Annotated in this window: 11 protein-coding genes; 7 read left to right on the top strand and 4 right to left on the bottom strand. The window is 40.8% G+C overall.

The window, feature by feature from the left end; translation table 11 throughout:
- The 5 genes from CLW00_RS03940 (at window position 1) to CLW00_RS03920 (ending at window position 5,612) form a co-directional block, all read left to right on the top strand.
- Window positions 1–861 carry a TIM barrel protein gene (locus tag CLW00_RS03940; RefSeq protein WP_106132359.1) on the top strand — a complete coding sequence of 287 codons (861 nt, stop codon included), beginning with the start codon at window positions 1–3 and terminating at the stop codon, window positions 859–861.
- Window positions 862–863: 2 nt separating this feature from the next.
- A complete protein-coding gene (locus tag CLW00_RS03935) occupies window positions 864–3,236 on the top strand; it encodes an alpha-L-rhamnosidase-related protein (RefSeq protein WP_106132358.1) in 2,373 nt (790 codons plus the stop codon).
- An 11-nt stretch (window positions 3,237–3,247) separates the two neighbouring features.
- A complete protein-coding gene (locus CLW00_RS03930) occupies window positions 3,248–4,447 on the top strand; it encodes a redoxin domain-containing protein (RefSeq protein WP_106132357.1) in 1,200 nt (399 codons plus the stop codon).
- Between the two features lie 312 nt (window positions 4,448–4,759).
- Window positions 4,760–5,176: a MarR family winged helix-turn-helix transcriptional regulator gene (locus CLW00_RS03925; protein ID WP_106132356.1), complete on the top strand. Its 417-nt coding sequence runs from the start codon at window positions 4,760–4,762 to the stop codon at window positions 5,174–5,176.
- 13 nt (window positions 5,177–5,189) lie between these two features.
- Window positions 5,190–5,612, top strand: coding sequence for an Ohr family peroxiredoxin (locus CLW00_RS03920; protein WP_106132355.1), 423 nt, complete (start codon window positions 5,190–5,192; stop codon window positions 5,610–5,612).
- 245 nt (window positions 5,613–5,857) lie between these two features.
- Here the strand turns inward: CLW00_RS03920 and CLW00_RS03915 are convergent, their stop codons facing one another.
- The 3 genes from CLW00_RS03915 to CLW00_RS03905 all read right to left on the bottom strand — a co-directional run bounded on the left by CLW00_RS03915 (window position 5,858) and on the right by CLW00_RS03905 (window position 8,467).
- Window positions 5,858–6,769: a sterol desaturase family protein gene (locus CLW00_RS03915; RefSeq protein ID WP_106132354.1), complete on the bottom strand. Its 912-nt coding sequence runs from the start codon at window positions 6,767–6,769 to the stop codon at window positions 5,858–5,860.
- A 272-nt stretch (window positions 6,770–7,041) separates the two neighbouring features.
- Window positions 7,042–7,995 carry a proline iminopeptidase-family hydrolase gene (locus tag CLW00_RS03910; protein ID WP_106132353.1) on the bottom strand — a complete coding sequence of 318 codons (954 nt, stop codon included), beginning with the start codon at window positions 7,993–7,995 and terminating at the stop codon, window positions 7,042–7,044.
- A 10-nt stretch (window positions 7,996–8,005) separates the two neighbouring features.
- Window positions 8,006–8,467: a GlcG/HbpS family heme-binding protein gene (locus CLW00_RS03905; protein ID WP_106132352.1), complete on the bottom strand. Its 462-nt coding sequence runs from the start codon at window positions 8,465–8,467 to the stop codon at window positions 8,006–8,008.
- Between the two features lie 117 nt (window positions 8,468–8,584).
- Here CLW00_RS03905 and CLW00_RS03900 point away from each other — a divergent pair, with 117 nt between their 5' ends.
- Window positions 8,585–9,688, top strand: coding sequence for a Gfo/Idh/MocA family protein (locus CLW00_RS03900; RefSeq protein ID WP_106132351.1), 1,104 nt, complete (start codon window positions 8,585–8,587; stop codon window positions 9,686–9,688).
- A 903-nt stretch (window positions 9,689–10,591) separates the two neighbouring features.
- Window positions 10,592–10,969 carry a GxxExxY protein gene (locus tag CLW00_RS03890; RefSeq protein ID WP_342747897.1) on the top strand — a complete coding sequence of 126 codons (378 nt, stop codon included), beginning with the start codon at window positions 10,592–10,594 and terminating at the stop codon, window positions 10,967–10,969.
- A 203-nt stretch (window positions 10,970–11,172) separates the two neighbouring features.
- Here the strand turns inward: CLW00_RS03890 and recG are convergent, their stop codons facing one another.
- On the bottom strand, window positions 11,173–13,266 hold the full coding sequence (gene recG / locus CLW00_RS03885; RefSeq protein ID WP_106132348.1) for an ATP-dependent DNA helicase RecG: 2,094 nt from the start codon (window positions 13,264–13,266) through the stop codon (window positions 11,173–11,175).
- Window positions 13,267–13,371: the final 105 nt, after the last annotated feature.

Genomic DNA, 13,371 nt, shown 5'->3' with positions numbered 1-13,371 from the left:
ATGCAAAACAGACGTAATTTTCTTAAAACATCAGGTGCTTTTGCCCTTGCTGCTGCCTTTACTCCACATGGATTATTTGCCGATGCACTGGCTAAAAAACCAGTAGGACTTCAACTCTACTCTTTGCGTGCTGATATGCGTGAAGATCCTCAGAATACCCTCAGGCTTGTGGCTTCTATTGGCTACAAAAGCTTGGAAACTGCCAATTATAATGAGGGCTTGATATATGGCATGGAGCCTGTTTTTTTCAGGAAGTATATTGAAGATTTGGGTTTGAAAATGCGCAGTGCCCATGTAGGCGGTCCGCAATATGATGGAAGCAAAAAAGAAGAAGCGCTTGATTGGTGGAAAAAAGCCGTAGCTGATCATAAAGCCACTGGAGCCAAATACATCATCAAACCATCTATGCCTATCCCGACGACTTTGAAGGAATTGGATGTGTGGTGTGATTATTACAATGCCATAGGAGAAGTAGCCAAAAAAGGAGGCTTGATGTTTGGTTTTCATAACCATGCCCGTGAGTTTGGGCAGATCGAAGGGAAAATAATGATGGATTACCTGATAGAAAACACAGATGAAAAACTCGTTTTCTATGAATTGGATGTGTATTGGGCACAAAAGGGCGGGCAGGATCCTGTTGACTATATCAACAAATACCCAAAAAGATTTCCCGTCTTGCATATCAAGGATGAGGAAGAGATTGGAGCCAGCGGGACAATGGATTTCAAAGAAATCTTTGAAACCGCTTACAATCATGGTATGAAGGACTATTTTGTCGAAGTAGAGCGGTACAATTACGAGCCCATAGAAAGTGTTCAAAAAAGCTTTCAATATTTAGATAATGCTTCATTTGTCAAATAAACATGAAAACCCAACTCAGCACTTTCAGATCAACCCTGTTCATATGGATAGGGTTGTTTTGTTTTTATCCAATTGATCTTCAGTCTCAGGACTTTTGGAATGCACGATGGTTAAGTCTTTCTCAATCCGATTTGCCAGACTATGCGGTAGTGCATGCCCGGAATGAATTTAACATCACTTCTGTGCCTGGAGATTTGACGATAGACTTATCGGCCGTGATTAGGTACAAGCTCTATGTGAATGGCGAGTACCTGGGTCAAGGGCCAGCTAACAATGACTTGGAACACTATAGCTTTGATACCTATGACATTGCACCTTTTTTGAAAGAAGGGAATAATGTCATCGGTTTGACAGTGTTTTCATTGGGAGAAATGAACCCGGTCCGATACCATGATTTGGGATTGCGCTTTATTCTCAAATCACAGGATGATAAGATGGGAGAAAGTCTGAACACAGGAACAGGGAATTGGAAACTTTGGATAGACAAATCATACGAGGCAACTTTTAGAGATAAAGACTTCGAGGTATTGGGGTACTTTGCGATGGGTGGAGGAGAGCAAATCAAAGGTGAGGAATATCCTTGGGGTTGGAATCAGGTAGGATTTGCAGCTGATAAGTGGCACTCCCCTAAGGTGCTTGACAGAGGTGTTCCTTATGGACATACTCATAGCTATGGCCATGCCGAAATCAGCCTAAATCCGAGAGAAATTCCCATGATGAATGAAGAAAAGGAGTCAAAGCCTATTATCAGAAAAACTTCCGGAAACTGGGAGGTTGACAATCTTCAAAAATGGAATTCGGGTGAAAAACTGATCTTTGCACCAAATTCTGAAACAATCATTTTATTAGACCAAAAGTACTTGACCAAAGGACATACTCATTTTACTTTTTCTGGTGGTGAAGGGAGTCAAGTTGAAGTAGCTTATGCAGAGACGCTTTTTTATGAAGACAATACCCAAGGAAACAGAAATGAGATAGAAGGTAAAAAATTCATCGGGCAGACAGACAGGTATTTGTTGGATGGGGGAGAAAACAAAGAATATTCCCAGCTGCTTCCGAGAACTTGGCGCTATATCCAAGTGAAAGTCAAAACAGGAGCGAAAGAACTGCATTGGGACAATTATATTGCACACAAATTTATTTATCCTTTTCAGGAAGCTGGGAATTTCAAAACCCCATTCACCCTTCACGATGAAATATGGGATGTAGGATGGCGAACGGCTTTACTTTGTGCGGATGAGACTTATATGGATTGTCCCTATTATGAACAGTTGCAATATATAGGAGATACGCGGGTGCAGGCATTGATATCTTTATATGCAGCTGGGGACGATCGCTTGATGAAGAATGCATTAAGACAGTTTGCCCATTCTATAACTGATGAAGGGATTGCCCAAAGCAGATACCCTTCCAATTTAAGACAGATGATTCCTCCCTATTCGCTTTTTTGGATCAATATGATGCATGATTATTACATGCACAGGGAAGACCCGGAATTTATCAAAAGTTATATTCCTCAGATTGCATCTATACTATTTTGGTTTGAAAACAAACTTGAAGACGATTACATACTTGGCTCTATGCCTTGGTGGTCCTACACAGATGTGGCAGGCTGGGAAATGTCTTCTCCTCCAGGATTCAAGGAAGGGGGATCTGTGGTCATGACCTTACAATTTTTGTATGCCATTCAGGAAGCCATTCCTCTGTTTCAGGAGTTTGGGAAAGATATGTTTGCCGATCACTTTAGTGACTTATCCACAAAAATCAAATCCAATATTCGAGAGAATGCCTGGGATCAAAATAGGCAACTTTTTGCAGACAAGACTTCCAAGGAGACATTTAGCCAACACGCCAATATTTTTGCTATCTTGACAAATACTGTGGATAAGTCAGCACAAAGTGATTTATTCGATAGGATTATCAGCGAAGAAGAATTGGCACAGGCCAATATCTATTTTCGGTTTTACTTGACTCGAGCTGCCCAACAATCAGGGAATGGTGATTACTTTATCAACAACCTGAATACTTGGGAAGACATGTTAGCGGAAGGGCTTACTACTTTCGCGGAACATGAAAAGGAAACCCGATCGGATTGCCATGCTTGGAGTGCAAGTCCAAATTTTGAGTTTATCCACACGGTCTGCGGGATTCAGCCAGCGGAAAAATACTTCCAAAAAGTGCTGATTTCTCCCAATCCCGGAGATTTGAATCAATTTGAAGGAAAAATGCCTCATCCTAAAGGTGCTATTTCGGTTCGATATGATTTTGAAAATAGAACTGCCCAAATTAATCTTCCTGATGGCTTGGATGGAGAATTTATATGGAAAGGAAAGTCCTATTCCATAGAACCCGGAACACAACATATAACTTGGTAAACCCTAGAACTATGAAAAATCTAAAGTTATCCACATTTGTCCTCATGGCTTCTCTGTTTGTCTTTGCATGCGGACAACAGGAGTCTAATCAACAAGAGGCGACAACAGCTGAGAGTGATGAATTTATACCAAATCCTCAGGAAATGCCTGAAAAGGAAGTCCCAAAATTGGTTATAGGTGATAAGGCTCCTTATTTCCGACTGCCAAACGTAGATGGAAAATATGTGTCAATTGATGACTTTAAGGACAAAGATGTACTTGTAATCAATTTTACTTGTAATCACTGCCCTACAGCACAAGCCTATGAAGAAAGGTTTATTGATTTGGTAGATGATTATGAGGGGAAAAGTGTTGCTTTTGTGGCAATTTCACCCAATAGTCCAATAGGCCTTTTGCCAGAGGAATTGGGCTATACAGATCTCAGCGATGATTTTGAAGCAATGCAAATCCGCTACAAAGACATGAACTATAATTTCCCTTACCTCTATGATGGGGATGTGCATGAATACTCGCTTGCATACGGACCTACAGCTACGCCTCATGTATTTGTATTTGACAAGGAAAGGGCTTTGGCTTATTCAGGTCGTTTGGATGCTTCCGAAAAGCCAGGTACGGCAAATGCAGAAGACTTGAGAAATGCCATAGAGAAAACACTCTCAGGTGAAGCATTGGATCCCGACAAAGCCATTACACCGGCATTTGGATGTTCTACTAAGTGGGCTTGGAAAAATGAGTACACCAAAAAAACAAACGAGGAATGGAAAAAGAAACCTGTGGAGATTGAGAAAATTTCCCCTGAGGGTTTGGCTGAACTTCTCAAGAATGAGACGGATGAGCTTTTATTGATCAATTTCTGGGCAACATGGTGTGGCCCCTGTATTGTGGAATATCCTGAATTTATTGAAATTCAGAGAATGTATGGAAACAGGGATTTTCAGTTTGTAAGTCTGAGCATGGACAATCCCAATCAAGAGGAAAAGGTTTTGAAATTCCTAAAAAGTAAATACTCCGCTGTTCCAAATTACCTGATTGATACCGAGGACAAATATGCCGTCATCGATGTAGTGGGAAAAGATTGGGATGGTAGTTTGCCAATTACATTGTTGATAGAGCCGGGCGGAAACATTGCTCATAAAGTCATGGGTGAGATCAAATCTCTGGAGCTCAAGCGTGCGATTGTAGATCACCCGATGATAGGGAGGTATTATTAGAGGCGAGAGAAGGTGGAGGAGATCGGGAAGAAAGGATGAAGAATGAGGGATGAAAAGGTGAGGTCTATTGATTTACGAATTACGAGGGGCAAACCGGAGCGATGGCTGATTGAATTAGGAACGCGGAATTGAAAAAAATTCGAATTTCGAATGATGAATAATGGATGATGAAGTAATGTATGTCCCTGATTCACTGTGTTTATTTATGATGTCCCAATGCCATAGGCATGAGCAAAATAATAGCCCGATAATTTATTGGCGGGAGAATTTAATTTTTGTAGATTTATTTGTATACAAGTAAAAGACTGAGCCATGCCGAATTTATCAGAAGACCCTAGTTTCCCTTTTTATGTTGCCTCACGTTTGTTTTCACAGGTTTACAGGGCTCCTTTGGAAGAGCTTGGACTGACTTATCCACAATATTTGGTGATGTTGGTGCTTTGGGAAAAAGATGGGCAGATGGTATCACAGATAGGTCAAAAATTACAATTAGACTCTGGAACTCTTACACCTTTGCTCAAACGACTTGAAGCAATCAATCTTATCAAAAGGGTCAGGTCAGAAGTTGATGAAAGAAGGGTTGAGATAGAACTGACCTATCCCGGTAAGTCTCTACAAAACAAAGCTGAAGGCATAAATGAAAAAGTGGAAGGGATTTTCAACAACTGGGAAGATAAAGAGTTTGAAACATTGAAATCCTTGATGGATAGACTTATTTCAGAATTTTAAACTGCAGAATAAAATGGAAAAGATCAATAAGAGCTATACCGCCACAGCAACCAATACTGGTGGAAGAAACGGGCAAGTAAAAACAGATGATGGTCTCTTGGAACTATCTTTAGCAATGCCAAAGGAAATAGGGGGAGCAGGAGGTAAAACCAATCCGGAACAGCTTTTTGCAGCCGCTTGGGCAGCTTGTTTTGCAGGAGCATTGGGGGCTGTATCCAAGAGAGTCAATACAGAAGATGCCAAAATCAGTGTGCAAGTACATTCTGGAGAGGCAGAAAATGGGGGTTATGGCTTGGCTGCTGACATATTAGTCAAAATTCCTCAGGCAGCTTCTTTGGAAGAATCTCAAAAGCTAGCTGAATTGGCTAACAAGCATTGCATGTATTCTAAGGCAGTCAGAGGCAATATTGAAGTTCATATCAAAGCTGTATCCTGAGTATTAAGTGCACATAATCTAATAGAACTATCGGCAATCACGCCACTAATCAATTAAACGATGGTTTTTTAGCAAACTGATACTAAAGGATACCTTCACTCTAGGAGGCGAGTTGGATCCGCCGATGCGGACAAATTACTTATTGATATTGCTTCTAAATCACAGGTTAATTCTTGTTTAAAGATTCCACTGATTTTAAAGCGGATATACATGCAATCAAAACAATGATTCAGCAAAAACAAGTTCTATCCGTTGACCTTCAACCTTGATTTCTCATAGGCTGCCTCAAATTCCTTTTTCTTTGCTTCCAGCTCACTTGGTCTTGTAAATACCATTGCATAGGCTTCTTTGAGTGAACGGGAATTTTTCACATCTCTTACAATGTCAGACCACTCATGAAAATTGAGGGTAATTGGATTGTACGAATTCACCTGAGTGGTCAATCCATAATTTGGTTTTTCTTCCTCGGGTTGGAAAGTACCGAAAATCCTGTCCCAGATGATAAAAGTTGAACCATAGTTTTTGTCCAAGTATTTTTCATTCGTGGCATGGTGCACACGATGATGAGAAGGAGTGGTAAAGAAATACTCTATTGGTCTTGGCAATTTGGTGATATACTCAGTATGGATCCAAAATTGATACAGGACTGCTAGCTGATGGACAATGAAAAAAACTACAGGATGAAATCCTGCTAAGGCCACTGGTATGAAGAAAATGATTTTGATATGCTGTGTCCAACTTAATCTGAACGATACTGACCAGTTGTACTTTTCTGAATTGTGATGGGTGACGTGAGTAGCCCACCAAAAACGGTTTTCATGCGCTATTCTATGCGCCCAATACCTCCAGAAATCCAACCAGAACAAGCAGATAATAAAGGCCCACCAAGTCATGGGGATGGTCCAAGGAACTAGGTTATAAAAGAAAAGTATTATGCCAAAGGTGATTACTTTTATAGCAGCACTCATACCCACATTGATCAATCCTATTACCAGTGCGGCAACAGTGTCTTTCCCATCATAGAAATCCTTTTTTTGCCGATACGAAAGATACCACTCAAAAGCCACAAGAGCTATCATTACAGGAGCAGCGTAAAGGATGATGTTAGGCAGATCCATATTTGTGATCTGCTCAAAGGTTAACGTTTCTTTATTCATAAAAATGGTATGCTAATTTGAATTTACTCTTATTCTTGTAACGTCAAGCTACCTATAAATAACTAAAATTCCTCGAAATAAGTTCTGAGCGGCAGTATTCTTAGGCGAGGGTTGTATGTATTAAAGTTTGGCTAAGCGTTGAGCAAAAAACTCTAATCCATCATCCTTTACTCCAAATCCCTTTCCGCAACACCGTTAAGGTTCCAAAAACTTTTAAAGAGTGTTCTGCAGTTTATAATTTTCGAAACTGGGTATTTATCGAAAATTATTTTTCAATCATTTATTTCATCCAAAAATGACTTAACGGTTTTCAATGTATACTCCTTATTGTCATTTAGAGTAGCATGTGCCGCATCCGGAATTGTAACGAATCTGGCATCTGGAATCAGACTGGCATAATAAGCCACAGTGTTTGGTCGAGCTTCGTCATATTCTCCTGTAAAAAGCAACACTGGTACAGTTATTTTTCCCAAATCATTTAGCCTATCGAAAGAGCGTAATGTGCCCGTAGAGGTAAATTCACTTGGACCCCACATGTAGCTGTAGATTTCCTTACCTGAACTGAGGTTCATGTGGCTTCTGTCAACTTTTGGACTTTCTTTTCTACGTACATAAAGGCTGTAATACAATGTAACAGCCTCCTGATAATCGGGATTGTCAAACTCTCCCATTTCTTCATGATAGCGGATAACTTGCTGAACAGAGTCAGGTAATGTTGCGATTAAGGTGTCTGCATCGGCGATCCACATATCGGTACTGAACAATGGACTACTGAAAATGATGCCTTTTACAGCTTCGGGGTATTCGGCATAATAGGCGATACCTAGCATAGTGCCCCACGATGAACCGTAAAGAATAAAATCATCTAACTCGAGGTGTTTTCTTACTTTCTCTACCTGGTCTACATAGTTTTCGACGGTCATTAGACTGGTATCTGAAATTGCAGATGACCTTCCGGAACCTAATTGATCCATAAAAATCAAAGGGCCATCATATCCCATTTCATTCAAAGGCTCAAACCCAAAACTTGTACCTCCTGGTCCCCCATGAAGCAGTAACACAGGTAATTTGTCCCCATTTCCAACAACTTCGTACCATACTTTCCCACCGTCAACTTCGACATAGCCTTCACCTGTACCCAGCTTTTTGGTGTCAGGCTGACTGCAAGAGTAGAAGATAAAAAATGAAAATATAAAGACGAGGTAATTTGAATACTGATTTTTCATGCGTTTTGAGTTAATTTGATTCTAATACTGAAAGCCCTGCTTCTGCAATGATGCCATCTTGATCTGATCGGACCCCAGAAACACCAATAGCACCTATACAATGCCCGTCTCGAAATATTGGAAGACCTCCTTCTAAAGCAACCGCATTTGGTAAAGTAATTAACCTATTATTTCCATCAGCGATTCCATCTTCAAATACCTTAGTGCTTCTCTTGAAATAGACTGCAGATTTTGCCTTGGCTTGCGCTACTTCCACGCTTCCGATTTGGGTTCCATCTATTTTTCTTAGTAAAATTAAATGCCCTCCTGCATCCAATATGGCAATGACCACAGTCCACTCATTTTCAACAGCTTTTTTTTCAGCGGCATCGGCTATTCTTTTGGCTTCAGCCAGACTCAGATAGGGTTGCTGTTGGGAAAAGACTGTGAAAGTCATTAAAAAGCATATAGTGCTCAATAGTAAAAGTCTCATGATTGTTTTGTTTGGTGAATAATGATAGACTTCTAATTTAAGGAATATTTTGATGACCTTCCTAAAAACCCTAAATTCAATGATTAAGCCATTTTACAAACCAAAACCTATTTTCAAATGAAAAATTACAGTAGAAGAGATTCTCTCAAGACCATCACCCTTGGTGCTGGCCTCGGTTTGCTTTCGCCACTAAACCTATTTTCATGTACCCAAGCTAGTCAGGACAAGAAGCTTGGAGTTGCTTTGGTAGGTTTGGGCTATTACAGTTCAGATTTGCTAGCCCCTGCACTGCAGATCACCGAACATTGCAAACTCACCGGGATAGTCACTGGGACTCCTTCCAAAGCTGAAGAATGGAAGAAAAAGTACAATATTCCCGATGCCAATATTTACAATTATGAAAACATGGATGGCATTGCAAACAATGATGACATAGATGTAATCTATATCGTGCTGCCACCTTCTATGCATATGGAATACACCATTAAGGCTGCCAATACAGGTAAGCATGTATGGTGCGAAAAGCCAATGGCAGTGACTGCGGAAGAGTGCCAAGCGATGATAGATGCCTGTAATCGGAATAACGTAAGCTTGTCAATTGGTTATCGCTGTCAACATGAACCCAATACCTTGGCATATCAGGATATTGTGAAAAATGAAAAATTAGGGAAAGTATTGGCTGTAGATTGTGCTGCGGGATATAGGGAAAACAGGACTGACCACTGGAAACAAAAAAGAGAAATGGGTGGAGGCGTGATTTATGATATGGGGGTTTATTCTATTCAGGGTGCCAGACTAGGGTCCAATATGGAACCTATTGCAGTCAATTCTGCCAAGATATGGGCTGAGCGACCGGAAATTTACCAAGATGGTTTGGGAGAAGTGGTAGAGGCTGAGTTGGAGTTTCCGGGAGGGGTAATTGGGAAAATCAAGACTTCTTTTTACGAGAATACTAACTTTTTGACAGTGACCTGTGAAGAAGGAAAAATTGAAATTGAGCCTTTTTCTGCCTATGCCGGAATCAAAGGTAAAAGTCCTTTGGGTGAAATTAATTTCCCTTACGAGATTCCATGGCAGCAGGCCAATCAAATGGATATGGATGCATTGGCGATCATGGGTGGTGGTCCTATGCCCGTACCTGGAGAAGAGGGACTTCGAGATATAAAAATTGTACAGGCGATTTTAAAATCCTCCGAAACAGGAGAGAGGGTGATGATATAAGAGAAGCGAGAGATGAGAGACGAGAAGCGAGAAACGAGGGGTTAGAGACAAGAAGCAAGAATTAAGATGGGTTGATGTTGACCTTTGAGCCCCGATAAGAATATCGGGGTTTTTTAACCTCCAAGATTCTTGTTTAGATAAGCGAGAGGAGAGCAAGGATGAAGGAGGAGGGATGAAAAAAATATGACAAGAAAAAGAGCCGAGAAGCGAGATACGAGATTCTGTGTACTTAGAGTTAAATGTCTCAGTCAGAATTTAACGTTTAGTTTGGGTTTTCATCTGCGTCTATCAGCGGATTCAGCGGGAGGAAAAATTGTCCCGCAGAATACGCAGAATTTCGCTGAACCTCCGGTGCCTGATTTATTTCTATTTCTTATCTTTTATATCTTATTGAAAGAAAAGATCCGAGCCTTAAAGTCTGTTAGTTTGGGTTTTCATCTGCGTTTATCAGTGGATTCAGCGGGAGGAAAAATTGTCCCGCAGAATACGCAGAATTTCGCAGAACCTCTTGTACCTGATTTTATTTCTATTTCTTATCTTTTATATCTTATTGAAAGAAAAGATCCGAGCCTTAAAGTCTGTTAGTTTGGGTTTTCATCTGCGTCTATCAGCGGATTCAGCGGGAGGAAAAACGGATCCTTAGAATACGCAGAGTTTCGCAGAACCTTCGGTACCTGATTTTATTTCTATTTCTTATCTTTTATATCTTATTGAAAGAAAAGATCCGAGCTTTAAAGTCTGTTAGTTTGGGTTTTCATCTGCGTCTATCAGCGGATTCAGCGGGAGTAGTATATTCCCGTGAATTCATAGAATATAGAAGATTTTTAAGCCTTTAGTATTCATTTGACTAATTGGTTGCTAAATTAGAAGTCAGCTTTCAAGTTTTTAATTTCAAGGATTTTTATGATGGACGAGAATGAAATATCTTATTTAATTAGAGGAGCTATTTTTAATGTCTACAAGAATCTTGGTCCAGGGTTTTTAGAATCAATTTATGAATTGGCATTAGAATTTGAGCTGAGAGAAAAGGGGCTAAAATGTGAAAAGCAAGTTTCTTTGCCCTTTTATTATAGAGCAACTGAACTTGGGGTTTTTAGATTAGATCTTTTGGTAAATGACAAAGTAATAGTGGAAATTAAATCAGTAAGTGAATTGATGCCAATTCACCATAAACAACTGATTTCCTATCTAAAGCTTAGCGGATTAAAACTTGGAATCTTGGTTAATTTTAATGTCGAAAATATTTCAGATGGAATCTTTAGGAAGGTGAATGGTTTGTAAAATTTATCTGCGTCTATCAGCGGATTCAGTGGGAGGAAAAATTGTCCCGCAGAATACGCAGAATTTCGCAGAACCTCCGGTACCTGATTTTATTTCTAATTCTTATCTTTTATATCTTATTGAAAGAAAAGATCCGAGCCTTAAAGTCTGTTAGTATGGAATTTCATCTGCGTCTATCAGCGGATTCAGCGGGAGAAAAAATATCAAGAAATCCTACTCCAGTTCATCTGGTGTTTTTTGTGGGATTTGATTTGGCGGAGGACCATCGAGTTTTCTGGGGCGCTTAAGTCTGGATCATTCTGAAGAAGAAGCTCTGCTGCGTCTCTGGCCAAGGTCAGAATCGATGCATCCTTGCTCAGATCCGCAATCATCAGGTCTGCGATGCCACTTTGTTGCGTCCCCATCAAGTCACCGGGTCCACGGAGCTTTAGGTCAACGTCTGCGATTTCAAAGCCATTATTGGTACGCACCATGGTGTCCAACCGGACTCGGCTGTCCTTTGAAAGTTCGTACTTGCTCATCAAAATACAGTAAGACTGGTCTGCGCCCCTACCTACCCTTCCCCTGAGTTGATGCAGTTGGGACAGACCAAAACGCTCTGCATTTTCCACAATCATTACGGATGCATTTGGTACATTGACACCTACTTCTATCACAGTGGTCGCTACCATGATCTTTGTCTCTCCTTTTACAAAGCGCTGCATTTCAAAATCCTTGTCCGCTGCTTTCATATCCCCGTGGACAATGCTCACTGGAAATTCCGGGAAAGCCCTGCAAATACTTTCGTATCCATCCATCAGACTTTTCAAGTCCATTTTGTCCGATTCTTCTATTAATGGATAAACTATATACACCTGCCGACCTTCCAATACCTGTTTGCGGATAAAGCCGAATACTTTCAGCCTGTCCTTGTCATAGCGGTGTACAGTCTGAATTGGTTTTCTTCCAGCGGGCAACTCATCAATGACTGAAATGTCAAGATCCCCGTACAAAGTCATGGCAAGTGTCCTTGGAATGGGAGTTGCCGTCATGACCAGGATATGGGGAAAAAATGTTTCGTTTTTCCCCCATAATTTAGCCCTTTGAGCGACTCCAAATCGGTGTTGTTCGTCTACAATTGCCAATCCGAGGTTTTTGAACTGAACGATATCTTCAAGCAATGCATGAGTCCCAATGATGATGTGGAGGTCACCTGAGAGCAACATTTCATGTATGATTTTGCGGGCAGATTTTTTTGTTGAACCGGTCAGCAAGGCGATGTTTAAGCCCATGAGGTCGGCGTATTCTTTCAATCCTTCATAGTGTTGGTTGGCGAGGATTTCAGTTGGTGCCATCAGGCAGGCTTGTGCCCCTGAACTGATGGCAATCAGGATACAAATAAAAGCCACCATGGTTTTGCCGCTGCCGACATCTCCCTGGATCAGACGGTTCATCTGCTTGCCTGATTTCATGTCCGCATAAGATTCCCTCACCACTCTTTTTTGAGCTTCAGTCAGTTCAAATGGAATATGTTCTTTATAAAACTTGGTCAGCAGTTCGGTCTGATTCAATACTTGACCTTTGGATTTTTCTGTACGGGTGAGCTTGAGCTTTAAGAGCCTCAGTTGTACATAAAAGAATTCTTCAAACTTCAACCTGAATCTAGCCCTTTTCAACAGTTCTGGATTTTCGGGGAAGTGAATTTGCCTGATGGCATCCTTTTTTCCCATCAGGTTGAAGCGCTGAAGGATATCCCAAGTAAGCGTTTCTTGGATCTGAGGCATCGAAACCTGCACAAGACCCTCCATGATCTTGGATATTCCCTTTGAGTCCAGGTATCGGGCGCGTAGTTTTTCTGTTGTGGAATATACAGGCTGAAAAAAACTTTTCTCTTCCTGTACCTGACTTAGGGGCTCCATTTCAGGGTGGGCTATGCTGATTTTTCGCCCATAGCGGTTGGGTTTGCCGAAAAACACAAAAGGAACTCCGGGTACAAGTTTTTTGACCACCCATTGTGCACCTTTAAACCAAGTCAGTTCCATTTCCCCAGTTTCATCAAAAATATGGGCTACGAGCCTCTTTTTCCTACCTTCTCCAATGGATTCCACTTTTCGGATTTTGGCAATGAGCTGTACGTTTTCTACATCTTCGCTGATTTCACGGATTTTAAAAAACTTTGTCCTGTCTTCATAACGGAAGGGGTAATGTTGGAGCAATTCCCCATAGGTGAAAATATTCAGCTCTTTGTTAACCAAAGCGGCTTTTTGCGGGCCCATGCCGCGGAGGAATTCAATTTTGGTATCGAAAAAAGAGGACAAGAGCTATATTGATCTGTTTAGAGGAAGGTACCAAGGTATAATGTAAAAGTAATAAATCACTTCTTTTCCAAATATACGAATTTTGATATTCACAGTGTATCTTGT

Origin of the sequence: Mongoliibacter ruber (genome assembly GCF_003003005.1) — a bacterium.
Classification (GTDB): Bacteria; Bacteroidota; Bacteroidia; order Cytophagales; family Cyclobacteriaceae; genus Mongoliibacter; species Mongoliibacter ruber.
This window is presented reverse-complemented; position numbering and strand designations above follow the sequence as displayed.